The sequence below is a fragment of the Achromobacter sp. RT286_PF genome (assembly GCF_059760425.1).
This window is the reverse complement of record NZ_JCBAMR010000012.1, coordinates 90,563-116,800: the sequence shown is the minus strand read 5'-3', so window position 1 is coordinate 116,800 and position 26,238 is coordinate 90,563. Positions and strand designations below refer to the sequence as shown.

The window sequence follows — 26,238 nt, the reverse complement described above, 5'->3', positions numbered from 1 at the left end:
CCGCTACTTCTTCAGCAGCGCTTTCAACATCGCCATGCGCTCCTTGGGGTTCATCGCGGCGGTGGCTTCGTCTTCCTGCAAGCGCACGTCGCCCAGCCCCATTTCTTCGATGAACCGCGAAGGCTCGCGCACCAGGTCTTCACGCGCGCGGCGGCGGCGCTTGCACCAGCTAAGGTTCAGGCTGCGCTGCGCACGCGTGATGCCCACGTACATCAAGCGCCGCTCTTCCTGGATGCGTGTGGCCAGGTTCTCGGCGGCGCGGGCCGGGTCGCCGACCTCGTCGTCCTTGCCCAGGTGCGGCAGCAGGCCTTCCTCGACGCCCGCCAGGTACACGTGCGGATACTCCAGCCCTTTGGACGCGTGCAGGGTCGACATCTTGACCGCGTCGGGCTCGTCTTCTTCGCCGCGTTCCAGCATCGTGACCAGCGCCACGTGCTGCACCAGATCAAAGAGCGACATGTTGTCTTCTTCGGCCTTGCGCTTGAGCCAGCCGGTCAGTTCCAACACGTTCTGCCAGCGCGTTTGCGCGGGGCGTTCTTCGAACAGCTCGAACAGGTGGCGTTCGTACTGGATGGCTTGGACCAGATCATCCAGGATGACACCGGCCGGCTCGGCGGGCGCCGCGTCCTTGCCCGAGGCGGCGCCGCGACCGGCGCGCCATTGCATGCGCCGAATGAACTCGGCGAAGGTGCGCAACGGGTCCAGCTGGCGTGGCGCCAACAGGCTTTCCAGCCCGGTCTCCGCCACGGCGGCCAGCAGCGACAGTTCCCGCGTGGCGGCGTACTGGCCCAGCACCTGCAACGTGGCCTGGCCGATGCCGCGCTTGGGCGTGGTGGCCGCGCGGATGAACGCGGGGTCGTCATCGTCATTGGCCAGCAGCCGCAGGTACGCCAACACATCCCGCACTTCGGCCTTGTCGAAAAAGCTCTGCCCGCCCGAGATCGTGTACGGAATCTTCAGGTTGCGCAGCGCCTGCTCCAGGATGCGCGACTGGTGGTTGCTGCGATACAGGATGGCGAAATCCTTCCACTGCGCCTGGCGCTCGAAGCGCGAGGCCGACACCTTCATGGCGATGGATTCCGCTTCCTGTTCTTCGCCGTCCATGGCGGACACCAGGATGGGTTCACCCACGCCCAGGTCGGACCACAGCTTCTTTTCGAACAGCTTGGGGTTCTTTTCAATGACCGCGTTGGCCGCGGCCAGAATGCGCTGCACCGAGCGGTAGTTCTGTTCCAGCTTGATGAGCTTGATGTTCGGGTAGTCGGTGGTCAGCTTGGCCAGGTTTTCGATGGTGGCGCCGCGCCAGGCGTAGATGGCCTGATCGTCGTCGCCCACCGCCGTGAACATGGCGCGCGAGCCCGTCAGCAACTGCACCAGGCGATACTGGCACACGTTGGTGTCCTGGTATTCGTCCACCAGCAGGTAACGCACGCGATTCTGCCAACGCGTACGCACCTCTTCGTTGCTGGACAGCAGCAGCGCGGGGATACGGATCAGGTCGTCGAAGTCCACCGCCTGATACGCGGCCAGCGTGGCGGCGTAGCTGCGGTAGATGTTGGCGGCTTCCACGTCGCCCGGCGTGACGGCTTCGCGCGCCGCGTCGTCCGGCTCCAGCAGTGCGTTCTTCCACAGCGAAATGATGCCCTGCACGTGCCGCAGCCGGGCCTTGTCGGTGGTGGCCAGCAGCTCCTGGATGATCGACATGGCGTCGTCGGCGTCCAGGATGGAAAACGTGGGCTTGAGCCCGGCGTTGCGCGCTTCCTCGCGCAGCATCTTCACGCCCAGCGAGTGGAACGTGCTGATGATCAAACCCTTGGAGAGCTTGCGGTCCACCAGCGTCTTGACGCGCTCGTCCATTTCGCGCGCCGCCTTGTTGGTGAAGGTCAGCGCCACCACGTTGCGGCCCATGTAGCCGCATTCACGCAGCAGATACGCGATTTTCTGAGTAATCACCCGCGTCTTGCCGCTGCCGGCGCCGGCCAGCACCAGACACGGGCCGTCCAGGTACAGCACCGCCTCGCGTTGAGCGGGGTTCATACCTTGGGCAATGGATTCGCTAGCGGACATGTTGAGCTTTAAAACGGGCGCAGGCGCCAGGCGCCTGCCGCGCCAGCGCGATAGAGGAAGAAGATCATAGAACAATCGCCTGCATGGCGCATCGGTGTCGGCCGCCTTCAGATCTCAAGCGGATCGACTTCCAGTTGCCAGCGCACGCGCGCCTCGTTGGCGATGTACGGCAGGTGGTGCGACCACGACGCCAGGAATGCTTGCAAGGCCGGCCGGCTGCTGCTTTCGACCAGCAACTGCGCGCGTTCGATGTTCGCCACGCGCACCACGCGCAGCGGCACCGGGTCATACAGCATGATGGCGTCCAGGCCGGGGAAGTCGGCCGCCCACTCGCCTTCGGGCAATACGCGGGCGCGCTCCAGGAACGCTTGGGCGACTTTGAGTTCGCGTGCCTCGGCGGTCAGCAGGGCTTGATAGACAAAGGGCGGCAAGCCGGTGCTTTCGCGTTCGTGCAAGGCGTGGCGCGCAAAGCCCGCGTAGTCGTGGCGCAACAGCGCCTGGTACACGGGCTGCTCGGGGTAACCGGTCTGGATCAGCACTTCGCCGTTGCCCTGATGGCGGCCCGCGCGGCCGGCCACCTGCATCAGCTGGGCGAACAGGCGTTCGGGCGCGCGAAAATCGTGCGCGAACAGCATCGAGTCGGAATTAAGCACCCCCACCAGCCCCAGCCGCGCGAAATCGTGGCCCTTGGCCACCATCTGCGTGCCGACCAGAATGTCGACCTCGCCCGCGTGCACGGACGCGAACAGCGCCTCGGCACTGCCCTTCTTGCGCGTGCTGTCGGCGTCGATACGCAGGATGCGCGCCTCGGGAAACAGTTCAGCCAGATGCTCTTCAACGCGCTGGGTACCCCGGCCCATGGGCGCCAGATCCTGGTCGCCGCATTCCGGGCACGCGCGCGGCACCGGAGCCTGGTAGCCGCAATGGTGGCACTGCAAGCGATGGCCGCGTCCGTCCGTGCGATGCAGCACGGTAAACGCGGTGCAGCGCGGGCAATTGCTGACCCACGCGCACGACTGGCAATGCAGCACGGGGGAATAGCCGCGCCGGTTCAGGAAGATCAGCGACTGTTCCTTGCGTTCCAGCCGCTGTCCGATGGCATCGAGCAGTTGCGGCGACATGCCGTGCTTCATTTGCAACCGGCGCGTGTCCACCAACCGCATGGACGGCAGCGTGCTGGAACGCGCGCGCCCGGGCAGCGTCAGGCGCAGGTAGCGGCCGCGTTCGGCGTGCTGCCAGGTTTCCAGGGACGGGGTGGCAGAGCCCAGCACCACGGGGATGTCCAGATCGTGCGCGCGCCATACGGCCAGGTCACGCGCCGAATAGCGCAGGCCGTCCTGCTGCTTGTAGGACGCGTCGTGTTCCTCGTCCACCACGATCAGACCAAGCTTGCCAAGCGGCGCGAAGATCGACATGCGCGTGCCAAGCAGCATGCGCGCTTCGCCTCGCTGGGCGCGCGCCCAGGCCTGCAAGCGTTCGCCGTCGGACAGCCCGCTGTGCATGACCGCCAGCCCGTCCGGCCCCACCACCACTTCCAGCCGCGCGCGCAGCGCCCCTTCCAACTGGGGCGTGAGGTTGATTTCGGGCACCATCAGCAACACCTGGCGGCCCTGAGCCAGCACCTGTTCGGCGGCGCGCAGGTAGACCTCGGTCTTGCCGCTTCCCGTCACGCCATGCAGCAGCACGGGTTTGAAAGACGTCAGTGCGCCGATGGCGTCCACGGCGGCAAGCTGCGCGTCATTCAATTCGGGGGGCTGGTCAGCCTTGGCCGGCGTGCGCACCGGTTTGCGCTTGCGGTTGTCCAGACGGGTCACGGGGCCACCGGCCGAGCGCTTGCCTTGATACGCCGTGGGCTTGCGCAGCGGCGGCGGCAAGGTCGGCAACATGACCTCGCCCAGCGGCCGCTGGTAGTAGTCCGCCGCAAAGCGCGCCAGCCGCAGCCAGTCCTCGTCAAAGGGGGGCAGGTCGTCCAGCACCTGTTCAATCGGGCGGATCTGCTTGGGGTCGTAGGACGGCTCGGCCGGGTTGTCCACCACCACCCCGATCATCTTGCGCCGGCCAAACGGCACGATCACCCGCAAGCCCACAGCGACGGGCGCATCACTGCGGTAGTCGAACGGGCCGGGCAACGGCACATCCAGCGCCACGCGCACCCAGCAAACGGCTTCGGCGGGCGGGCTTGGCAGCAAATCAGACATGGAGGCGGGTGGGCGTCACGGAGAGGGATTAATCCAAAGGGATGAGGACCAACGGTGGAAGCGGCGTGCGGGCAATGGTGGCCCGGATGCGCCAAGCGACTCCATGGGCGCCTGTGGATAACTTTGGGGAAAAGGCTGGGGCAACATCAACTTTCGGAATAAGCCTGGATTGCCCGGTCGGGACCAATCCAGTGGAAAACTCGCTTTTTCCTTTTTAAATCAACAATCTATGCAATGTTCCAAGATTGTAAACTAGCTTCTAAAGGGTTTTCCCCAAGCAAATTCCTGCTGTGCACAAGTCCTTGCCGGGGCCCTCGAACTTCGGCCCTTGGGACCGAAGCGTCCACTCACTTACCCGCGCAGCGAGCGGCTATGTTGGTGGACTTCTTCAACCAGTTCGGCTACGGCTTCGGGCGGAGTAAAGCGCGAAATCCCGTGTCCCAGGTTGAACACGTGGCCGCCCTTGCCCACCGGGCCGAACGCGTCCAGCACCCGGCGTGCTTCAGCGCGAATGGCGGGGCCGCCGCCAAACAATGCCATCGGGTCCAGGTTGCCCTGGAAGGCCACGGAATCCCCGGTGCGGCGGCGCGCCGCGGCCAGGTCAACCGTCCAGTCCAGCCCCACCGCGTCGCAGCCACACGCTGCGATCTGCTCAAGCCATTGGCCACCGCCCTTGGTAAACACAATGACCGGCACGCGCCGACCTTCGTGTTCGCGAGTCAGGCCGTCGACGACGCGCTTGGTATAGGCCAGCGAAAACTGCTGGAACAGGCCGTCCGCCAGTACACCGCCCCAGCTGTCGAACAACATGACCGCTTGCGCGCCCGCGGCGATCTGCGCGTTCAGGTATTGCAGCGTGGCCTCGGCGTTGATCTCCAGGATGCGGTGCAGCAGATCGGGCCGCGAATACAGCATCGTCTTGATCAGGCGGTAGTCGTCGCTGCCCTTGCCCTCGACCATATAACAGGCAATGGTGAACGGGCTGCCCGCAAAGCCGATCAACGGCACCTTGCCGTCCAGCTCGCGGCGGATCACGCTGACCGCGTCGAACACGTAGCGCAGCTTGTCCATGTCGGGCACCGCCAGGCGGGCCACGTCCTGCTCGTCGCGCACCGGGTGCGCAAAGCGCGGGCCTTCGCCTTCCGCGAAATCCAGGCCCAGGCCCATGGCGTGCGGCACGGTCAGGATGTCGGAGAACAGGATGGCCGCGTCCAGGTCAAAGCGCGCAAGCGGCTGCAACGTGACTTCCATGGCGTAGTCCGGGTTCTGAGCCAGGCCCATGAAAGAGCCTGCGCGAGCCCGCGTGGCGCGGTACTCGGGCAGGTAGCGACCCGCCTGGCGCATCAGCCAGATCGGGGTATAGGGCACGGACTCGCGCAAAAGCGAGCGCAAGAACACATCGTTCTTCAAGCTGGAAGCAGACACGACTATCCTCGTTGATCGGAAGCCGTGATTTTACTTCCCTTGGGCGGCAAGTAGCGGCAAGCCCGCACACAGTGCTTGCCAAGGCGCAAAAGGAGGCACTGGCGCGCCGCTCAGCCACGCAGGCTGCGCAACTGCGCCGCCTGGCGAAACGGGGCGGCGTCGATGCCGTGCTTGCGCATCAGCGCCCAGAAGGCCCGCCGATGCTTGGCGGATGCCCGCGCCGCCTGCGCCACATTACCGCCGTGGCGCGACAGCGCATGGTGGATGTAATCGCGCTCGAACCCGGCCACCACCCGCGACTTCGCCAGGCGAAACGCTTCGTGCGCGGGTAGCCGCCGGGGGTCGCGCAGGTTGGCCAGGCCCTGTTCCAGCACGTCGGGTGCCACGCGCGGCCGCGGCGCATGCGGCGGCACGCCCGCGCCGTCGCCGCGCGCCTGATAGTGGGCGGCCGGTTCCTGCACCTCGGACGCGCCTCGTTGCGACCAAGGCGGCGGCCGGCCGGCCACCGGTCGGCGCAGGCGTCCCAGCCGCACTCGCATGCTTTCCAGGCAGGCAGGCTGCGCCATGAAGTCGGTGGCGCCCAGGCCCAGCAAGTCTTCGATGGCGGGCGCCTTCATATCGTCCATCAGCAGCAGCAATGGCGTCGTCAGGTCCGCGCCTGCCATCGACAGCGCCGTGCGGGCCCACGCTACCGACGAGGGGGCCACCGGCAGGACGCAGCTGTCGTAGCGGCGCAAAGACACCGCCATGCGCGCCAGCACCTGGACGTCCGGCGTCCCGTCGCACGGCAGCGCCGTGATGCACGCCGCTGCGGTTTGCGTGGCGTTTGTGCGCGCGGCGGCAGGCGTGGCATCCATGGGCACCAGATGCAGGCGTATGCGGGGCAAGCCGCTTTGATGACGCGCCACCCAGTCCCGCATGGCGGCCTCGTGGCCGGGCGCCAGCAGCACCCCGCAATCCAGCACTTGTCGCACCGCTTTCCCCTTGGCTTGTCAGGCAAAGTTGAAGGCTACTGTTGCGGATGCGGCCCAGCTATTCGTATCGAACGCATTGCGGTCGCCCCGTCGGCGGCATTGCGGCAAGCCGCTGCCTGCCGCGGCGGGCATGAAAAAAGCGGCCAAGGGCCGCTTTTTTCGATCCGGGCGAACCCGGCGTGTACTGCTTTGCCGCTTAGTGCGAACGACCGCCTTGGCGCAGCTTGCGCGCCGCGATGGCTTGCGCAGCCAGCATGGCGAGTTCAGCTTCGACAACTGCGATGTCAGCCTTGTCCTTGGCGTTCGCCAGGGCCTCTTCGGCCTTCTTGCGAGCTTCCACGGCGCGGGCTTCGTCCAGGTCGGAAGCACGGATAGCGGTGTCGGCCAAAACCGTCACGCTGCCCGGCTGCACTTCCAGAATGCCCCCGGCGACGAAGATGTTTTCCTCGCCTTGGTCGGCACGAACGATCTTGACCGTACCGGGGCGTATGCGCGAAATCAGCGGGGTGTGGCCGGGCAAGATGCCCAGTTCACCCGCTTCGCCAGGCAGCACCACGAACTTCGCCTCACCGGAGAAGATCGCTTCCTCTGCGCTGACGACATCCACATGCAGGGTAGCCATATCGGTTCCTTATTGCAGTTTCTTGGCCTTCTCGAAGGCCTCGTCGATCGAACCGACCATGTAGAAGGCCTGTTCCGGCAGGGCATCGCACTCGCCGTTCACGATCATCTTGAAACCACGGATGGTTTCGGCCAGCGGAACGTACTTGCCGGGCGAGCCGGTGAACACTTCAGCAACGTGGAACGGCTGCGACAGGAAGCGCTGGATCTTACGCGCGCGGGCCACGGCCTGCTTGTCTTCCGGCGACAGTTCGTCCATGCCCAGAATCGCGATGATGTCGCGCAGTTCCTTGTAGCGTTGCAGCGTTTGCTGCACGCCACGCGCAACGGCGTAGTGCTCTTCGCCGACGACTTGCGGGTCGAGCTGGCGGCTGGACGAATCCAGCGGGTCCACGGCCGGGTAGATACCCAGCGAAGCGATGTCACGCGACAGCACGACGGTGGAGTCCAAATGCTGGAAGGTCGTGGCAGGCGACGGATCGGTCAAGTCATCCGCAGGGACGTACACGGCCTGGATGGACGTGATCGAGCCCGTCTTGGTCGACGTGATGCGCTCTTGCAGCTTGCCCATTTCTTCAGCCAGCGTGGGCTGGTAGCCCACGGCCGACGGCATACGGCCCAGCAGTGCGGACACTTCGGTACCGGCCAACGTGTAGCGGTAGATGTTGTCCACGAAGAACAGGATGTCGCGGCCTTCGTCACGGAACTTCTCGGCCATCGTCAGGCCGGTCAGCGCCACGCGCAGACGGTTGCCCGGGGGTTCGTTCATCTGGCCGAACACCATGGCGACCTTGTCCAGAACGTTCGACTCTTCCATTTCGTGGTAGAAGTCGTTGCCTTCGCGGGTACGCTCACCCACGCCGGCAAACACCGACAAACCGCTGTGCTGCTTGGCGATGTTGTTGATGAGTTCCATCATGTTCACGGTCTTGCCCACGCCGGCGCCGCCGAACAGGCCGACCTTGCCGCCCTTTGCGAACGGGCAGACCAAGTCAATAACCTTGATGCCGGTTTCCAGCAGTTCCACCGACGGCGACAGTTCGTCGAAACGGGGAGCCGCTTGGTGAATGCCACGCTTTTCTTCGTGCTGGATCGGGCCGGCTTCGTCGATGGGACGACCCAGCACGTCCATGATGCGGCCCAGCGTGCCGGTGCCGACCGGCACCGAGATCGGAGCGCCCGTGCCCGTGACCTTCATGCCGCGACGCAGACCGTCGCTGGAGCCCAGCGCAATGGTACGCACCACGCCGTCGCCCAGCTGTTGCTGCACTTCCAGCGTCAGGCCCTTTTCAGCGAACGACGAAGACTCGTCGTCAGCCAGGGTAAGCGCTTCATAGATCTTGGGCATGTGATCGCGGGGGAACTGAATATCCACCACGGCGCCGATGCACTGAACGATGGTTCCGTTGCTCATGTCGATTCCTTGCTTGATAGCTTTAGACGGGAGCTGCCTGCCTTAAACGGCGGCAGCGCCCCCTACGATTTCCGAAATTTCTTTGGTGATCGCGGCCTGGCGGGTCTTGTTGTAGACCAGTTGCAGCTCTCCGATGACCTTCTTGGCGTTGTCCGACGCCGCCTTCATGGCGACCATCCGGGCCGACTGCTCCGAAGCCATGTTCTCGGCCACGGCTTGATACAGCAGGCCTTCAACGTAACGCTGCAGCAGGTCGTCGATCACGCTACGGGCGTCGGGTTCGTAGATGTAATCCCAGCTGTAGTCCGACTTCACTTCCGACGTCTTGGCCAGGCTTTCGGCACCCGATTGGTACGGATCATCCAAACCACTGGCCAACGGCAGCAGGCGCAGGAACAGCGGCTCCTGCTTCATCGTGTTGACGAAGCGGGTCGAAGCCACGTACAGCGCGTCGATGCGGCCGTCCAGGTAGGCGTCCAGCTGCACCTTGATCGCGCCCAGCAGGCGGTCCAGTTGCGGCTTGTCGCCCAGTTGCACTTCCTGGGAAACCAGTTTGGCGCCGATACGGGTCAGCACACCCACGCCCTTGTTGCCGAAAGCGGTCGCTTGCACGGCGATGCCGTTTTTCTCGAACTCTTTCAGCTTGCCCAACGTCACGCGAGTGATGTTGGTGTTCAAGCCGCCGCACAAACCCTTGTCAGTCGTCACCATGACCACGCCGACCGCTTTGATTTCGCGTTCGACCAGGTACGGGTGGCTGTACTCGGGGTTGGCTTGCATCAGGTGCGCAGCAATCTCGCGCACCTTGGTGGCGTACGGACGACCAGCACGCATCCGTTCCTGCGCCTTGCGCATTTTGGATGCGGCGACCATTTCCATCGCCTTGGTGATCTTGCGCGTGTTTTGCACGCTCTTGATCTTGGTTCGGATTTCCTTAATTCCGGGCATTGCGCTTTCCTGTGAAGACTGGCCGATGGGTTCCGCTCACGCCTCAACCATCCGGTAAGGACGGGTGAGGCGTTGCAGACGCCTAACCCATCACTTTCTTAAAAAGCACCGTGCTTCTTGAATTCCTGAACGGCGGTGGCCAGTTCGGCCTCGTCGTCCTTGGACAGTTCCTTGGTGTCTTCGATGCGCTGGATCATGGCCGCATGCTTGGCCTTCAACTGATCCTTCAGCGACTTCTCGAACGACAGCACTTGGGCCACGTCCACGTCATCCAGGTAGCCGTTGTTGACCGCGTACAGCGTGACGGCCAGTTCCCACACTTGCAGCGGCTGGTATTGCGGCTGCTTGAGCAGTTCGACCACGCGCTTGCCGCGTTCCAGCTGGCGACGGGTGGCGTCGTCCAGGTCGGAGGCGAATTGCGCGAAGGCGGCCAGTTCACGGTACTGCGCCAAGTCGGTACGGATACCGCCGGACAGCTTCTTGACGACCTTGGTCTGAGCAGCGCCACCCACACGCGACACCGAGATACCGGCGTTGATTGCGGGGCGGACACCGGCGTTGAACAGGTCGGTTTCCAGGAAGATCTGGCCGTCGGTGATCGAGATCACGTTGGTCGGAACGAAGGCGGACACGTCGCCAGCCTGCGTTTCGATGATCGGCAGTGCGGTCAGCGAACCGGTCTTGCCCTTGACGGCGCCGTTGGTGAACTTTTCGACGTAGTCTTCGTTCACGCGGGCAGCACGTTCCAGCAGACGCGAGTGCAGGTAGAACACGTCGCCCGGGTAAGCTTCGCGGCCCGGCGGACGGCGCAGCAGCAGCGACACCTGGCGGTAGGCCCAGGCTTGCTTGGTCAGATCGTCATAAACGATCAGGGCGTCTTCGCCACGATCGCGGAAGTATTCGCCCATGGTGCAACCGGCGTAGGCGGCCAGGTATTGCATGGCGGCCGAGTCCGAAGCCGAAGCGGCCACGACGATGGTGTATTCCATCGCGCCGTGCTCTTCCAGCTTGCGCACCACGTTGTTGATCGTGGAAGCCTTCTGGCCGATAGCGACGTACACGCAGGTGACGCCCTTGCCCTTCTGGCTGATGATCGTGTCGACGGCGACAGCGGTCTTGCCGGTTTGGCGGTCGCCAATGATCAGCTCGCGCTGGCCACGGCCGATCGGCACCATCGAGTCGATAGCCTTGACGCCGGTTTGCAGCGGCTGCGACACCGAGCGGCGGGCGATAACGCCAGGCGCCACTTTTTCAATGATGTCGGTTTCTTTGGCGTTGACCGGGCCCTTGCCGTCGATCGGCTCGCCCAGCGTGTTGACCACGCGGCCTTTCAGTTCCGGACCGACCGGGACTTCCAGAATGCGGCCGGTCGTCTTGACCTGGTCGCCTTCGGAGATGCCGGTGTAGTCGCCCAGAATAACGGCGCCGACGGAATCGCGCTCAAGGTTGAGCGCCAGACCGAAAACATTGTTGGGAAATTCGAGCATTTCGCCCTGCATCACGTCGGACAAGCCGTGGATGCGGGTAATACCGTCGGTCACGGACACGACGGTGCCCTGAGTACGGACATCAGCCGAAGCGCCCAGGCCCTCGATGCGGCTCTTGAGCAGTTCGCTGATCTCGGAGGGATTGAGTTGCATATTGACTCCTGGAATCCTGTTAGTTGCCTTAAGCGGCGAGCTGATCGCGCATGCGGACCAATTGAGCTTGTACGGAAGTATCGAGCACTTGGTCGCCGACAGCCACGCGCACGCCGCCGATCAACGACTGGTCGACGGTGACGTTGGGCTTGAGCTTGAGGCCGAATTTTTGTTCAAGGGCGGCAACCAGGTCTTTGACCTGGGCGTCGCTCAGCTCGAACGCGCTGGTGATTTCCGCCTGCGCCGTGCCCTCGTGACGATTGCGCAGCACCACGAATTGCGAGGCGATGTCGGGCAGCAGCAGCAGCCGGTCGTTTTCAACCAGCAACTCGATGAAATTACGGGCGGCCTGCGGCAATTCGGCCTTGATCAGGCCGGAGAACAGCTCGACGCGCTGCTTATCGCCCAGACGCGGGTCGGCCATGGCCTCGCGCACGTCGGGGTTGGAGGCGACCTGCGACATTTCGCTGACCAGGTCGGCCCAAGCCGGCAAGCCGGCCTTGTCGTCGCGCGCTGCGCTGAAGAGCGCTTCAGCGTAGGGCCGGGCAACAGTGGAAAGTTCAGCCATGACGGTCCCGGATTAAAGCTGCGCGCGAAGCTGGTTGAGCAGCTCGGCGTGGGCGCGGGCGTCAACCTCGCGCTTGAGGATCTGTTCAGCACCCTTGACAGCCAACGCGGCAACATCGTCGCGCAGCGAGTCACGAGCGCGCTGGACTTCCTGCGCGGCATCCTGAGCAGCCTGAGCCACGATACGGGCGCGTTCAGCTTCCGCTTCACGGCGGGCTTGCTCGATCAAGGAGGCGGCTTGCTTCTCGGCCTCGATGATGCGGGCGTGGTTTTCGGACTTGGCAGAAGCCTCGATCAGACTGACGCGCGCCTGGGCTTGAGCCAAGTCGGCTTTGCCCTTCTCGGCGGCGGCAAGGCCGTCGGCGATTTTTTGGCGGCGCTCGTCCATCGCCTTCGTCAGAGGAGGCCACACGAATTTCATCGTGAACCAGCCCAGAACGAAGAACACGAGCATCTGGAAAATGATCGTCGCGTTCAGATTCACGGTCGTTCCTTTAACACCTTGCGGCTCCGACCGCACCCGGAAAGGGGCGTCACGGAGCACTCGATACTTTGCTGGCCGGCGACGGGGCTGTTGCCCACATCGCCGCCAACGTCATGACCCGCCTATTCGCCGGCGGGCGCTGCCTTAACCGACGAACGGGTTGGCGAAGGCGAACAGCATGGCAATACCCACGCCGATCAGGAATGCCGCGTCGATCAGGCCGGCCAGCAGGAACATCTTCGTTTGCAGAGCGTTCATCAGCTCAGGCTGACGAGCCGAAGCTTCCAGATACTTGCCGCCCATCAATGCGATGCCGATGCAAGCGCCGATAGCACCCAAACCGATGATGAGACCGCAAGCGAGGGCAACGAAAGCGACGTTGGTCATGACAACTCCTTGGTTAGAAATCTGAAGTCAAAAATTGAAAAATAAGGGGTACAGCTCAATGCAAGATAATCTTGCTATCCCACGCTGGCCGGGTGGCCAGCGCAGGAAATTCGGGGGATCAGTGGCCTTCGTGTGCCTGGCCGAGATACACCAGCGTCAGCATCATGAAGATGAAGGCCTGCAGAAGAACGATCAGGATGTGGAAGATCGCCCAGATGGAGCCGGCCAGGATGTGGCCGATTCCCAAGCCGATGCTGGCGCCGTTAAAGCCGGTCCAGGCGCCGCCCAGCAGGGCGATCAGCATGAAAATCAGTTCGCCGGCGAACATGTTGCCGAACAACCGCATGCCCAGCGACACGGACTTGGCGGCGTATTCGATCAGGTTCAGCAGCAGGTTGAACGGGGCCAGCACAACGGCGCCCAGGCCATGCGCATGGAACGGCGCGGTGAACAGTTCTTTGACGAAGCCGCCCGGGTGCTTGATCTTGATGCCGTAATAGAACATCAGCAGCAGCACGCCCAGCGACATGCCCATCGGCACGTTCAAGTCGGCCGTCGGCAAAATGCGGTGGTAATAGAGGGGGTCGCCGTGATGCGCACCCAGGCCGGTCAGGCGCCAGATGGAGGGCAACAGATCAACCGGCAGCAAGTCCAGCGCGTTCATCAGGATGATCCAGAGGAACACGGTGAGCGCCAGCGGGGCGATGAAAAGACGGCTTTTGGCGTTGTGGACGATGCCCTTGGCCTGGTCGTCGACCATGTCGACGATCATTTCCACGAAAGCCTGGAAGCGGGTCGGCACGCCACTGGTGGCGCGGCGAGCAGCGCGCCACAGAAAGAAAATGACGATCAGACCCATCAGGCCGGACCAGAACAACGAGTCGTAATTGATGACGTCGAACTGAGCAATTGCGCTCTGTTTTTCACCGGTATTGTTCAGATGCACCAGGTGATGCTGAATATACGCGGACTGAGGCGACACATCGCTGGCAGCAGCCATTTGAATCCTACCCTATTTGCTGTATGCCCGAACCCTTGCGAGCCGGACGATTCCACGATCACGTTTGCCGCTACTTACTGCTCGGCGCTAAGACAACTTGCGGAACATCAAGAGCAGGAGGTAGCCCTTCAATGTGAGTATCAAACCCAGCAGTGCGGCAGGCCAAACCAGACTGTCCTGTGCCACACGCGAAAGCATCCACAACAACAATGCCGTTGCGAATAACTTGATCAACTCACCAGAGAGAAAGGTAAAAGGGTTGGCGCGACCAGCCCGAACGCTGACAACCAGGCGCAATGCAAACAATGCATTGGGTATGAAATACGCTCCCGCCCCCGCCAGCGCCGACCAACCCGCCGCCGCCCCTCCGACAACTCCCGCAATTACTGCCGCTGCGAGCCCCATGGCGCCCTGCGCCGCCAATGCCAACAGGAGACCTCGGCTTGCTTGAGCATTCAGCGCGGCGCGATCCGCGTCGCTAAGCACCAGAACTTTTACTTCATCATCCTGGTCCAACAAATCTCGCTGCTGGTGCAGTTGCGGTTTTTCACCGGGTTTTTCGCCCGTTTTTTCACCATACAACGCGCCTTGCATCGAGCCTTGTGCTGAGCTTTGCGCTGCCTCTACTTCTGACCCGCGCATCTTTTGCATCAAGCATCCCCGCTGCACTACTACCCTGTCAGAACCGGCTTGCCCATGCATGTCAGTGCTTTTCAGCCCCGCTTTTGCATACCCGGCCGCCACGTGTTCTTATCCCGCAAGCGTCAAACCCGCAGAGTATAGCGTGAATCTTTTTGCCCAAGCAAATGAACTTTCGGCCGTTTGTAAGGTGGATGCAACGGCCGCGCAAAGGTGAAATTAGGGACGCGAGCAATGCTTGCTCAACGGCCCCGCAAGCCTTGCCCCACGCGGCCCGCGATAAAAAATCGGCCCTTGTTCAAAGGGCCGATTTTAGTTTCGACAAGCGGTGCTAATACACCGACACCGCGCAGATCAATCTTCCTTGACCGGCGGCGGCGCCCACAGGCCGTCCAGCGCGGTGTCCTGCGGCCAGTACAAACGCATGCTTAACAGGAACGGGCCGTCGGCGGCCGGCGAGCTGATCCAGTTGGAACGCTTCTTCTCACCCGGGTCGCGTCGCTGGATGTAGATGTCCAGCGAACCGTCCGCGTTGTACTTCAGGCCATCGGTGCTGCGCAGCGCGTAGCGGTTGGCCGGGTTCTCGCCAAAGCCGTGCTTGTCGTTATAGACGTGCAGCGACCAAAACGCATTGGCCGGCGGCAGCTGGCCCTTGTCGAAGTGCAGCACGTAGTCTTCATCGGACTTGAGCTGGCGGCCCTTCGAGTCAGACACGGTCACCGGATACAGCACGTCTTCCGGCGTCGGCGCGCCCAAGCCTGCGTAGGCGATGGCGGCGCGGCGCGAATAGTCGGTTCCATAGGTGCCGATGCCGGACAGCACGGTATTCCAGCCGTTGATCGGCGTACCCAGGCGCGCCACGCCATCGGCGATACGGCGACCCGCCAGCGGTTGCGCGTCGGCCAGCGCCTGTTGCACCGTCGGGCTCAGGCGACCATACGAGAACGGTTGACGGCTATCCAGGCCGATGCGGCGCATGCGATCCAGGATGGGCGTGTCGTTGGCGTGCGGCGGGTTGTTGCGCAGCACGTCGAAGAACACCGTGAAGAACGACGCGGCGTCCATGCTGGCGGCTTGTTCGGCGGGCGTGCCGTCCGGAACATTCACCGGCGTCGGCATAGGCAAGCCGCTGCCAATTGGCGCCGAGCCCACGCGCGAACCGGTTTGCGGATACGCGTTGCCGGCGTTGCGGTTGCGGGACGGGGTGGTGGCAGACGCTGCCGGGGCGAGCAGCGGCGACGCGGTCATGCCGGCCTGGATCTGATTCACGGCAGCATAGTCTTGCGGGCCACCGGTTTGGGTCCAGCCGATCAGCCAACCCGTCGAGGTCGGGCTGTGGATGACGTCCATGCCCGTGGGCAGGGTCCCTTGCCAGTTCGGGCCGACGATCGCAAACGACTGCGCGCCGCGGCCGTTGGTGCGCGTGCCGCGCGAGGCGAACACGTCGCTCCACATGTCCAGCGCCGACAGCACCGAGTAACGGCCGCCGGTATCGGGCAGGTTCACGATCAGCGGCGCTTGCGACACGTCGAACCACAGGCTGGAGTACAGCGCATCGGCGCTGGGCCACGGCGTATCGGAGGCGCGCGGGTCCGGGAACGCGGTCTTGTGGCCGAACTGGTTGACGGGCGCGCGGCCATCCAGCGGCGTCTGTACGGCGGTAGCCTTGCGACGCGCCAACTCCATCAGCACCATCGGGTAGGCGTAGACATAGGCGTCGATCGCGGTGTCACGCAATTCCGCTTCGCTCATCTGCGGCGCGGGCGCGGACGAGGCCGGATAAGGCGTTTCGGAAACCAGGCGCAGCGAGGGCTGCGGCGATTGAGCCTGGGTGGCGGTCATGAAGCAGACGCTCAACGCGCCGGCGAGTACCGCGGTCGACCACCGGCGGTTAGCGATAAATGTACGCATGCAAGGCTCCTTCTTGATTTTGTTTGCTAGCGAGCCGCCGCGCGGGACTTGCCAGTGGGGCAAGCCGCTCTGGCGCGGCACCTCTTGATGACGCTTGACCAGCATAGGGAAGAACCCTGCAACAAGGTGCTGCCCAGACGTTTCAAGGCGCAACGTGCCTGCACGCCCTCCGCGCCCATGAAAAAGCGCGCCGGTGCGGGCGCGCTGGGCATCCCGCGACATTGGCGCGGGCGTTTTACTGTCGTAACAAGCCTTAACGGTGTTTAAAGTCCGGTTTGCGCTTTTCCGTGAAAGCGGCCATGCCTTCCTTCTGGTCTTCGGTGGCGAACAACGAATGGAACACGCGGCGCTCGAACAACAAGCCTTCGTTCAACGAGCCTTCGAACGCGCGGTTCACGCATTCCTTGGCCATCATCACGGATGGCAGCGACATCGAGGCGATCACGGTGGCCGCATCCAGCGCTTCTTCCATCAGCTTGTCGGCCGCCACCACGCGGGACACCAGGCCGGCGCGCTCGGCTTCTTCAGCGCCCATCATGCGGGCGGTCAAGGCCAGGTCCATGGCCTTGGCCTTGCCCACCGCGCGCGGCAGGCGCTGCGTGCCGCCCGCGCCGGGGATCACGCCCAGCTTGATTTCGGGCTGGCCGAACTTGGCGGTGTCGGCGGCGATGATGATGTCGCACATCATGGCCAGCTCGCAGCCACCGCCCAACGCGTAGCCGGCGACGGCGGCGATCACGGGTTTGCGAATGCGCTTCAGCGTTTCCCAGTTGCGGGTGATGTATTCGCTGCCATACACGTCCATGTACGACCAGTCTTTCATGGCGCCGATGTCCGCGCCCGCGGCAAACGCTTTTTCGCTGCCGGTGATGACCACGCAGCCGATGTCGGCGTTGGCCTCGAACGCCAGCAGCGCCGCGCCGAGCTCATCCATCAGTTGATCGTTCAGCGCGTTCAGCGCCTTGGGGCGGTTCAGCGTCAACAGACCGACGCGGCCCCGGGTTTCGACCAGCACAAACGACTCGCTCATTGAATGTCTCCAGTAGGAAGTATGAAATAAGATACGAGCATGAAAAAAGACAACGCTTGCCCCGTACTTTACCGCCTGACGCCCTATGACCCGGCCGGACACCGCTACCGGATAACCCTAACGATCGACGCCCCCTCGCCCGACGGCCAGCGCTTGTCGTTGCCGGCCTGGATTCCGGGTAGCTATCTGATCCGCGACTTTTCCCGCCAGATTGAATCCGTGGCGGCGTACTCGGGTTCGCGCCGGGTGATTGTCGACAAAATCGATAACCACACCTGGCAGGCCGCGTCCGTCGACGGCCCCCTGCGCGTGGAATACGTGGTCTATGCCTGGGACTTGTCGGTACGCGGCGCGCACCTGGATGAAACGCATGGCTTTTTCAATGGCACCAGCGTCTTCCTGCGCGTACACGGGCAAGACCACCTGCCTTGCCTGCTTGACCTGGCGCCCCCGCGCGGCATCGACGGCTGGAAGGTCTACACCAGCCTGCCGGAAGCCACCGGCCAGCGGGGCGCGGCACGGCGCCACGGCTTTGGGCTGTACCTGGCGCCCGACTACGATGCGCTGATCGACCACCCGGTGGAAATGGGCCGGCCGCAGGCGGTCAGCTTTACCTCGCATGGCGCCGAGCACGAACTGGTGTTCACGGGCGTGGCGCCCAACCTGGATTTGGCGCGCATCGCGTCCGACGTGAAAAAGATCTGCGACACGCAGATTGAATTCTTCGAGCCGCGCACCAAGCGCGCGCCCTTCCTGGACAGCTCGAACCGCTACGTGTTCATGACCATGATCACGGGCGACGGCTACGGCGGCCTGGAGCACCGCGCCAGCACCGCGCTGATGACGGCCCGCAAAGACCTGCCGGTGCTGGGCCAGCAAGGCCAGGGGGAAGGCTATCGCGGCTTTCTCGGTCTGGTCAGCCATGAGTACTTCCACACCTGGAACGTCAAGCGCATCAAGCCGCAGGCGTTTGCCCCCTACCATCTAGAGCAGCCCGACCTGACGCGTTTGTTGTGGGTGTTTGAGGGCTTCACGTCTTACTACGACGACCTGCTGCTGCTGCGTTCCGGCGCAATCACGCAAACGGAATATCTGCGCCTGCTGGCCAAGACCATCACCAGCGTCGCCCGCACCCCGGGCCGCGCCAAACAGTCGGTGGCGGAAAGTTCGTTCGACGCGTGGACGCGGTATTACAAGCAGGACGAGAACTCGCCCAATGCGCTGGTCAGCTACTACACCAAGGGCGCGCTGGTGGCGCTGGGGCTGGACTTGCTGATCCGCCGTGAAAGCGGCGGCGCGCGCTCGCTGGACGACGTGATGCGTTTGCTATGGGACCGCTACGGCCGCGACTTCTATCAGGGCAAGCCGCAAGGCCTGCCGGAAGACGCGCTGCCGGGGCTGATCCTGGAAGCCACCGGCGTGGACACCCGGCGCTTCATCGCACGCCACGCCTACGGCACGGCCGACGTGCCGCTGGCCGAACTGCTTGCCGATCAAGGCATCACGCTGCACTGGAAAACGTCGGTCAATATACCTACGCTGGACGTGCGCACGCGCAAGCAAGGCGACGCGCTGACGCTTGCCACGGTGCTGGAGGGCGGCGCGGCCCACAAGGGCGGGCTGTCGGCGGGTGACGTACTGGTGGCGCTGGACGGACTGCGGGTGGAAGCGCCGGCGGGCCTGGACATGCTGCTGTCGCAATACCTGCCGGGCGACCGCGTGACGGTGCACGTTTTCCGGCGGGACGAACTGCGCGCCTTCCGCGTCAAGCTCAATGCGCCCGAAGCGCTGGACTGCGTGTTGACGGTGTAGGAAACACGGGCGGGCGCGCTATCGGCCCGCCCCGGTCATTACCCTGGCCACTGATCCCTATTCGTAAAACAGCGTCACGGTGGCGGTGGCATTGATGAGTCCCGCCACCAGCGTGTCGTCCGTCTGGTAATAGCGCGCCACCAGCGGGATAGACAGCCTTTCCTTGTCAACCGTCGTCACGGCGGTTGTCAATGCCGTGCGCGTGCCCAGCGGTTGGACGACGTTGCTGCCCAGATCGCCCTGCAGCAGTTGCACGCCGACGCCGCGCGCCATACCGTCCCCTTGGGCGTTCTTGATGACGTGTTCCGGCGTGCCATCCGCATCGATCCGATAGGCCACCTTGACGCCTTGATCGCATTCAAGATTAATGCCAAACGCCTTCTCCCCGGCCGTGGCGCCGCGATGACCCAGGTGACGGTTGTTGATCGTCAGCAGATCCACCTTTACCGTTTGCCCGTCACGGACCGTGCAACCCATGCTGTTGACCTCGTACGCCACATTGCTGAACTCCACCATATTGCTGCGCAGAGCACCGTAATAAACATCCGCGCGATGCGCGAAGGACACCCCGGACTTGATCGGGCCGGTCTTGATGAGTGTGAAGGTGAATTTCTGCGGCGGGTAATACTGCCAGTTCCGGAGCTGAAACCGAATTCTGGGGTAGTTCATGTACACCCCGCCCTCGTGCGTCCAGAATATCCGCATGCCTATGCCTGGAATGCCGCTTTCATAGACGTCTTTGTAGCCAGGCACGGGCTTGGCGCCCGCCTGCAATCCATACGAAAACCACTCGCCGTTGGTGGTGCAGCGCAGATAGCCGATGCCTTGGTCGATATTCTTGCTGTAAATGATGCTGCCCACGGCCGCGTCACGTGGCGGCTTCATTTCTTTCAAGTCCTGCGCGGTAATGTACGTCGACAGAGATTCGCCAGTACATGCCGCCCAAGCCGGGCGTACCGCGCACATCAACAGGGAGATTCCAAAAACTGCGCGTCGCAACCATGTATTCATGACACCGAATCCTGTAGAGGAGCGGGGTGGGCGGACGTGCACGACAGCTCCAGCTGCGGGTAGTAATGCACGTCTTCGGACGCCGCCTGCTCGTCCACCTGATAAATGGCCTGACATTGCTGATCGGCGGCGGCTCCCCACTTGACCGCCAGCTGCCCTTGGCCCTGCAAGCCGCGCACAAAGGCCCGGCCGCCCTGGCCCACCAGCGTGACGGCATCGATGCCCGGGATGATGACTTCCGCACCCATCGGGATCGTTGCGCCGTGCTCACGCACCAGCTTCAGCAAGATCGGCCGGCCCGCCACGGTGGGGTAGCGCAGCAACACGACTGCCCCCGCGCGCGGCGCCACCTGCTGCGAGGTAATTTCCAACTCGACGTCACGCGACGTGCCTTTAGGGTCCAGCGCAACCTCGTTGCGGCGGTAGGGCATCAACCCCGCCAAGGCACCATAGCCGTTCGCGCCGATGTACCCGCGCGAGCCCGAGACGATGGCCGCGCCGTAGGCGTCGGGCGCCTCAAGCACCGCCATCGTTTCGCCCTGCGCCTGGGTCGCGTTGATGCCGCCGGCGTGGGCGATCAAGGTGCCGCGCATGCCCGCGCCGTATTGGCGATAGCCGTCGCCGCCGCTACCCGACAAGCTGTAGTTGGCGTGCGCCGTGTCGTAGCGCACGCTGCCGCCCTGGTTGCGGCTGCCTTGACCGTTGGTGTGGTTATACGAACCGTAGACGTTGTAGCCAAACTGCCCTGACTCGCCGGCAGATCCGCTGACAGACGCATTGGCGCTGCGCTTGCCATTGCCTTCAAGGTTCATGGACGTACTGAGATACGGCGCATTCGATCCGCGTCCCAGGGGCAGGCTGAGGCTGAGCAGATACTGGTTGCCAGCGCGGCCGCGTTCGTCGCGGGCCCGCACCAGGCTGATATTCACGCTGCCCCAGGAATAGCCATTGGCGTAGCTGGCGTAATAGCTTGTGTCGCGGCGTTGATGCCGGTTCCAGTAGTTTTGCGAAACGCCGGACAGCGTCACGCTGCCCAAGTCATTGCCCAGGGGCTGGCTGATATTGAATTGAAGGCGGCTGCGCTCTTTGCCGCCATACGCCGACGGCCGGCGCGCTTCGCGGATGCGTGCAAATTCGCCAAGGCTCAAGTAATTTTCACTGGAAAAGCGATACGCCACCACGCTGAAGTTGGTGGAAGTAGGCTCCAGCAGCTTGCTGTAACTGAGCCGCACGCTGCGCCCGCTGGCCGTGTCGCGGGTAGAGCCCATCGCGGCGTGAGACTGCGTCAGGTCCGCCGCCAATGCGCCCAGCGGGGTGCTGACCGCCACGCCACCAAGAATTGCCCGATACTGCTGCGCCACGACCGCGCCGCCATAGCCCGTCACCGTATCGGACAAGCCGCGTTGATAGGTGCCCTGCATGAACGAGGGCGGAGCGTTCAGGGTGTCGTCACGATACCGCCCACCCGTTACGCTGAAGCGCGAACTGCCGGGACGCAGCAACTGGGCCACCGACGCGTAGGGCACCACGAACCGCTTGGTGCGCCCGTCGGCTTCGGTCACCGTCACGTCAAGATCGCCGGCGTAGCCTGTGTTGTAAAGGTCGTCGATGGCGAAAGGCCCGGGCGATACGGTGGTTTCGTACAGCAGGTTGTTGCCCTGGCGCACGCTGACCTTGGCCGTGGTGTCGGCCACGCCGCGCACCACCGGCGCAAAACCGCGCATGGAGTCCGGCAGCATGCGTTCGTCGCTGCTGAGCTGGAGGCCCGTGTACGGAACACTGTCAAAAAGATTGCCGGGCGTATAGAACTGCCCAAGCGTCAGTTGGGCACTGGCGGCGGTCACATCACGCTGCGCGTAGGTGCTTAACGCCTGATAACGGCTGCGCTGGCCCGGGCTGGAGCGATCGGTGTAGCTGAACGACCCGTTGTGCCGGAAGCGCCAGTCGCCCAGGTTCAGGCCCGCGTTCGCGCTGCTGTAGAAGGTGCGATCGGTGCGGTTGCCAAAGCGATTGGACGACAGGTTGATACCGTACCCCAGGAAGCCGGCGTTTATGCCCGCGTCCCATTCTTCAGGCGGAACGTAGCCACGCGCCACCGACTTCAGGTAGATCTGAGGAATGGAAAGGTCGGCGCGCAGCTCGGCTATATCCACCTCGAACTGGCTGGCCGGAGGCAGGTCATCGACACCCAGGCAGTCGGTGTCCGGGGCACGCGCGGCAGCGGTGTTCGCGCCGGACAGGTCGACGCCGATGCGCTCAAGCACCGTGGCCGGCAGGCAGGGCTGCATGCCGGCATGGACGGTGGCCGAAGAAGAGGACAAGGGCAAGGGCAAGGGCAAGGGCAAGGAGTCGGGCAAGAATGGCGACGTCGTTTTGATCTGGATGCGCTCGCGACCAATGCGGTTGCCGTTCAAATACAAGTCCAGCTGATAGACACCCGCTTCCAGGGCGTTGCCCTGCTGAAATCGGGATAGATCCACCGTTTGCCCTCGACGGCTGGCAAAGAAGGCGGGGTTGAATTCAACCGGTTCGGTCGCTTGAGCCGTGGCGCATGCCAAGCTAGACCAAAGCAGAAGCCAACGGTTGATGGGGGTACGGCGGGCCATGACGCCGCTTAAGGATCAAGACGACTTTCGCGCCGTACCGTTGCGCCGTAGTCGTTGACCGATTCGAATACCACGGCGCCCTTGGCGCCCGCCGCATTCGGCAGCTTTCCACTGCCCAGTTCCGTGACGGACCGGGGGGCCAGCATGCGGCTGGGCACTGATATTGCCCTGCCGTCCTGTAGCGTCAACGACACGGACGTCAACGACACGTGAAACGCGCTGTCGTTGCGCACCCGCAGCGCCGGGCCATTACCTGCCTGCACGATTTGCCAGCGCAATTGCGCGGCCGCATCGGCGGCGGTGCCGGGCAGGCCGACGGGTCGAAAGAACAATTTGATGCGGCTGCGAAAAGCCAGCTGCATGTGGTTTGCCACCTGCGCGGACGGCAGCGGTGGAACGTCCAGCACGTTAAGCCAGAAGACGGACTCGCGGTCGGCGGGCAAGGTGGATGACGGCGCATAGGCGATGCGCAGCGTCTGCCCCTTGCCGGGATTGATGCGGGCAAGCGGCGGCATGATTACGAACGGCGCGTTCACTTCATCAGGCGTGGCGTCCAGGTCGCCATCGTCGATCCAGGCTTGCACCAGCGCCGGCTGGCCGCCGTCATTGGTCAGCCGCAACGTGACTTCGCGTTCTTGGGCGGGATAGACGACGCGCGTGCCACCGATCACCACGTTGGATTGGGCGGACGGGGGCAGCAGGGTTGCACAAGCCAGGCACAGCAACGCGCAGAAATGGCGAAGCGTGGCCCGGCTTGCGTAGTCCGGAAGCCCCCTGAGCGTGCGCTCAAGGGGAACCGGCTTCATTCGTAGATCAGGTCCAGCAGGACTTCGGTCTGGACCGGGCCGGGCGTGGTGCTGGCGGTGGCCGCCAGGTACTGCGCGTAGAACTCGATCGTTGCGGCATTGCCCGCGATGTTGACCGATTCAGCGCCGTCGTTGGTGAACAGATTGATGGGCTGGTACTTGCTGTTCAGCAGTTGCACCTGTGCGTTGGAGGGGGTGTCGTTCCCGGAGGCAACCGCCCGGTTGATCAGCGCGCCCGTGGTGGGATCGACGTTTCCATCGCGGTTAAAGCGCGTGGTGACCTTGCTGCCGGAGCAGCCGGTCAGATTCAACGTGATGAGCTCGCGTGCGGCCACATCGTTCTGCTTGGCCAGCGCGCTGACGCTGACCGGCTTCAGATTCACCTGTTTGACGCCGCCCTGGCCCACATCCTTGATTTCGCAGGTGGACGATGACACGTAGCCCTCGAACACCAACTTCACATCGGCCGCCAATGCGCCGCCGCACAGCAGCAAGGACGAAAATGCGAGGCCTGCCGCAACAATCTTCTTATTCACCGAACTCTCCGACTGACTTGTCCCCAGGGCGCGCAACCCGCGCGCCCTGGGTCCGCCGCGTAGAGTCAGGCTGAAGCCTTCAACGCATCAACGCAGGGACGAGTGCCATTGTTTCGAATCCGTCGGGCCAGAAATATGAGAAAGTTCTCAAAGCAAAATCGCGGCGGGTCTGATGAGGTCGACGCGCAACACATCGGCCGGCTTCTGTCATCGCCGTTAATTCAGTTTGGCGCCCGACACGGTCACGGCCTGCTTCCACGTTTCCAGTTCACGGTCGATATGGCTGGCAAATTCGGCGGGCGTGGATCCCACGGTTTCATAGCCGTAGCCCGCCAGTTGCTGCTTCAAGGCAGGCACCGCTACCGCGTCGGCAATACCGCGACTCAACGCATCCACGATGCCCGGCGGCGTGCCGGCGGGCGCCAGCACGCCATACCAGCCGTTCACGACAAAGCCCGGCACGCTTTCGGCCACCGTCGGCACGTTGGGCAACAGCGGCGACCGGCGTTCGCCCGTTACCGCGATTGCCTTCAACTTGCCGGCCTGCACCTGCGGCAACGACGTTGAGATGCTGTCGAACATCAGCGACACCTCGCCACCCAGCAATGCCACCACCGCCGGACCGCTGCCTTTGTAGGGCACGTGCATCATGTCCGTTCCGGTCTGATTCTTGAACATCTCGGCGGCCAGGTGGCTGGTGTTGCCATTGCCCGCCGATGCAAAGCTGAGCTTGCCGGGGTGACTCTTGGCGTAGGTGATCAGCTCGGGAATCGTGTTGGCGGGCGTGTTCAACGGCGCGGCCACCAGCATCGGCAAGGTGGCAACGAGCGACACCGGCGCGAAGTCCTTGCGCGTGTCGTAAGGCAATGACGGATACAGGCTGGGGTTGATGGCGTGCGCGGCCAGCACCATCAGCAGCGTATAGCCGTCGGGTTTGGCGCGCGCCAGTTGGGCCGAGGCGATGGCGCCACCCGCGCCCGGCTTGTATTCCAGCACCACCGGCTGGCCCCACATCTTTTGCAATTGCGCGCCCAGGGGCCGGGCCAGCATGTCGGCGCTGCCGCCGGGCGGGTATGGGATCAGCAAGGTGATGGGCTTGTCCGGATAGACGGGCGCGGCGTGCGCGGCGGCCAGCGGTAACGCGCATAGCGCGGCGGCGGCCAACAGGGAACGGATCATCAGCGGTCTCCTTGGCCCGGATCGGGCAGGATGGGTCGGGCGATATGGGTCGAGCTTGGCGCGGTCGGGCTTAACAGGTCGGGCTTAACAGGTCGGGCTGAATAGGTCGGGCTGAATAGGTCGGGCTGAATAGGCCGCGCTTGAGCTGCCGGGCTGCATGTGCGAGGCGATCACGGTTGACGCCATCACGCGTAGCGCGGCGCGCCGGCGGCATCCAGCACGATCACACGCGGCGTCTCGGGAAAGCGCAATGGCGCATCGGTCACCGATCGCAGGTACTCGGGGTCGACGCCATCGGTCATCGCGTAAACGCTCAAACCGGCGGGCGTCACATCGATCACCGCCAGGTCGGTGTAGATGCGCGTGACCACGCCCTTTCCTGTCAGCGGATAGGTGCATTGGCGCAGCACCTTGGGCGTGCCGTCGCGGCCACGGTGATCCATGGTCACCAGCACCTGCTTGGCACCCACGGCCAGGTCCATGGCGCCGCCCACGGCGGGAATGGCATCGGCCGCGTCCGTCTTCCAGTTGGCCAGGTCACCCGTCTCCGATACCTGGAACGCGCCCAGCACGGCATAGTCCAGGTGGCCGCCGCGCATCATTGCAAACGACACGGTGTGCTCGGTGATGGACGCGCCGTCCAGCAAGGTGATGGGCTGGCGGCTGGCGTTGATGAGGTCCGGGTCCACGTCCTTGCCGCTGGCAGCCGGGCCCATGCCCAGGATGCCGTTTTCGCTGTGCAAGAGGATGTCCTTGTCGGGCGGCAGGTAATCGCCCACCAGCGTCGGCATGCCGATCCCCAGGTTCACGATGGACCCATCGGGTATATCGCTGGCCAGCAACTGCGCGATCTGCTGCCGGGTCAGCCCGGTGATGGACCGGGCATATGGGTCGCCTTCATTGCCCTGCTTGCCTTGATGGCCTTGGCTGCCTTGATTGTCCTGGTTGTTGTAATTGCCCTGCCTGGTTTGATTGCCCTGCAT

General features: G+C 63.7%; 22 protein-coding genes. 1 reads left to right on the top strand and 21 read right to left on the bottom strand.

What is annotated here, in order from left to right; translation table 11 throughout:
• Positions 1 to 3: 3 nt before the first annotated feature.
• The 15 genes from AC6LJY_RS12475 to AC6LJY_RS12405 form a co-directional block, all read right to left on the bottom strand.
• A complete protein-coding gene (locus tag AC6LJY_RS12475; RefSeq protein WP_498136048.1) occupies positions 4 to 2,067 on the bottom strand; it encodes a UvrD-helicase domain-containing protein in 2,064 nt (687 codons plus the stop codon).
• A 107-nt stretch (positions 2,068 to 2,174) separates the two neighbouring features.
• A complete protein-coding gene (locus tag AC6LJY_RS12470; RefSeq protein ID WP_498136047.1) occupies positions 2,175 to 4,265 on the bottom strand; it encodes a primosomal protein N' in 2,091 nt (696 codons plus the stop codon).
• Positions 4,266 to 4,616: 351 nt separating this feature from the next.
• Positions 4,617 to 5,690, bottom strand: coding sequence for a uroporphyrinogen decarboxylase (hemE, locus tag AC6LJY_RS12465; protein WP_498136046.1), 1,074 nt, complete (start codon positions 5,688 to 5,690; stop codon positions 4,617 to 4,619).
• A gap of 110 nt (positions 5,691 to 5,800) precedes the next feature.
• Complete coding sequence (locus AC6LJY_RS12460) at positions 5,801 to 6,664, bottom strand: helix-turn-helix domain-containing protein (RefSeq protein WP_498136045.1); 864 nt, start codon at positions 6,662 to 6,664, stop codon at positions 5,801 to 5,803.
• Positions 6,665 to 6,860: 196 nt separating this feature from the next.
• Entirely contained in the window at positions 6,861 to 7,286 is a 426-nt protein-coding gene (locus tag AC6LJY_RS12455) for a F0F1 ATP synthase subunit epsilon (RefSeq protein WP_006217064.1), read from the bottom strand.
• Between the two features lie 9 nt (positions 7,287 to 7,295).
• Positions 7,296 to 8,699 carry a F0F1 ATP synthase subunit beta gene (atpD, locus tag AC6LJY_RS12450; RefSeq protein WP_046806629.1) on the bottom strand — a complete coding sequence of 468 codons (1,404 nt, stop codon included), beginning with the start codon at positions 8,697 to 8,699 and terminating at the stop codon, positions 7,296 to 7,298.
• Between the two features lie 42 nt (positions 8,700 to 8,741).
• Complete coding sequence (gene atpG / locus AC6LJY_RS12445; protein ID WP_046806630.1) at positions 8,742 to 9,647, bottom strand: F0F1 ATP synthase subunit gamma; 906 nt, start codon at positions 9,645 to 9,647, stop codon at positions 8,742 to 8,744.
• A 98-nt stretch (positions 9,648 to 9,745) separates the two neighbouring features.
• A complete protein-coding gene (atpA, locus tag AC6LJY_RS12440; protein ID WP_046806631.1) occupies positions 9,746 to 11,287 on the bottom strand; it encodes a F0F1 ATP synthase subunit alpha in 1,542 nt (513 codons plus the stop codon).
• A gap of 28 nt (positions 11,288 to 11,315) precedes the next feature.
• Entirely contained in the window at positions 11,316 to 11,855 is a 540-nt protein-coding gene (locus AC6LJY_RS12435) for a F0F1 ATP synthase subunit delta (RefSeq protein WP_046806632.1), read from the bottom strand.
• A gap of 12 nt (positions 11,856 to 11,867) precedes the next feature.
• Positions 11,868 to 12,338, bottom strand: a complete 471-nt coding sequence (locus tag AC6LJY_RS12430) for a F0F1 ATP synthase subunit B (protein ID WP_006227275.1) — start codon at positions 12,336 to 12,338, stop codon at positions 11,868 to 11,870.
• A gap of 144 nt (positions 12,339 to 12,482) precedes the next feature.
• A complete protein-coding gene (gene atpE / locus AC6LJY_RS12425) occupies positions 12,483 to 12,725 on the bottom strand; it encodes a F0F1 ATP synthase subunit C (RefSeq protein WP_003815363.1) in 243 nt (80 codons plus the stop codon).
• A gap of 118 nt (positions 12,726 to 12,843) precedes the next feature.
• Positions 12,844 to 13,725: a F0F1 ATP synthase subunit A gene (gene atpB / locus AC6LJY_RS12420; RefSeq protein ID WP_046806633.1), complete on the bottom strand. Its 882-nt coding sequence runs from the start codon at positions 13,723 to 13,725 to the stop codon at positions 12,844 to 12,846.
• Positions 13,726 to 13,812: 87 nt separating this feature from the next.
• Positions 13,813 to 14,244, bottom strand: coding sequence for an ATP synthase subunit I (locus AC6LJY_RS12415; protein ID WP_104144818.1), 432 nt, complete (start codon positions 14,242 to 14,244; stop codon positions 13,813 to 13,815).
• A 474-nt stretch (positions 14,245 to 14,718) separates the two neighbouring features.
• Positions 14,719 to 16,275, bottom strand: coding sequence for a DUF1254 domain-containing protein (locus AC6LJY_RS12410; RefSeq protein ID WP_219991600.1), 1,557 nt, complete (start codon positions 16,273 to 16,275; stop codon positions 14,719 to 14,721).
• Positions 16,276 to 16,528: 253 nt separating this feature from the next.
• The gene (locus AC6LJY_RS12405) at positions 16,529 to 17,305 is read right to left on the bottom strand and encodes an enoyl-CoA hydratase (protein WP_008167478.1); all 777 of its coding nucleotides are present in this window, start codon (positions 17,303 to 17,305) and stop codon (positions 16,529 to 16,531) included.
• 39 nt (positions 17,306 to 17,344) lie between these two features.
• Here AC6LJY_RS12405 and AC6LJY_RS12400 point away from each other — a divergent pair, with 39 nt between their 5' ends.
• Positions 17,345 to 19,117, top strand: coding sequence for a M61 family metallopeptidase (locus AC6LJY_RS12400; RefSeq protein ID WP_498136044.1), 1,773 nt, complete (start codon positions 17,345 to 17,347; stop codon positions 19,115 to 19,117).
• Positions 19,118 to 19,174: 57 nt separating this feature from the next.
• On the opposite strand, the gene AC6LJY_RS12395 is transcribed toward AC6LJY_RS12400, so the two are convergent.
• From AC6LJY_RS12395 to AC6LJY_RS12370, 6 genes are all read right to left on the bottom strand, one after another.
• Complete coding sequence (locus AC6LJY_RS12395; RefSeq protein WP_314363177.1) at positions 19,175 to 20,128, bottom strand: fimbrial protein; 954 nt, start codon at positions 20,126 to 20,128, stop codon at positions 19,175 to 19,177.
• On the bottom strand, positions 20,125 to 22,734 hold the full coding sequence (locus AC6LJY_RS12390) for a fimbria/pilus outer membrane usher protein (protein WP_498136043.1): 2,610 nt from the start codon (positions 22,732 to 22,734) through the stop codon (positions 20,125 to 20,127). Before AC6LJY_RS12390 ends, AC6LJY_RS12395 begins: the two co-directional genes overlap by 4 nt.
• A gap of 8 nt (positions 22,735 to 22,742) precedes the next feature.
• Positions 22,743 to 23,540 carry a fimbria/pilus periplasmic chaperone gene (locus AC6LJY_RS12385; protein ID WP_319306452.1) on the bottom strand — a complete coding sequence of 266 codons (798 nt, stop codon included), beginning with the start codon at positions 23,538 to 23,540 and terminating at the stop codon, positions 22,743 to 22,745.
• Entirely contained in the window at positions 23,537 to 24,076 is a 540-nt protein-coding gene (locus AC6LJY_RS12380) for a fimbrial protein (protein ID WP_046805627.1), read from the bottom strand. Before AC6LJY_RS12380 ends, AC6LJY_RS12385 begins: the two co-directional genes overlap by 4 nt.
• Before the next feature lie 216 nt (positions 24,077 to 24,292).
• Positions 24,293 to 25,255 carry a tripartite tricarboxylate transporter substrate binding protein gene (locus tag AC6LJY_RS12375; protein WP_498136042.1) on the bottom strand — a complete coding sequence of 321 codons (963 nt, stop codon included), beginning with the start codon at positions 25,253 to 25,255 and terminating at the stop codon, positions 24,293 to 24,295.
• 185 nt (positions 25,256 to 25,440) lie between these two features.
• On the bottom strand, positions 25,441 to 26,238 hold the full coding sequence (locus AC6LJY_RS12370) for a 3-oxoacid CoA-transferase subunit B (RefSeq protein ID WP_485800992.1): 798 nt from the start codon (positions 26,236 to 26,238) through the stop codon (positions 25,441 to 25,443).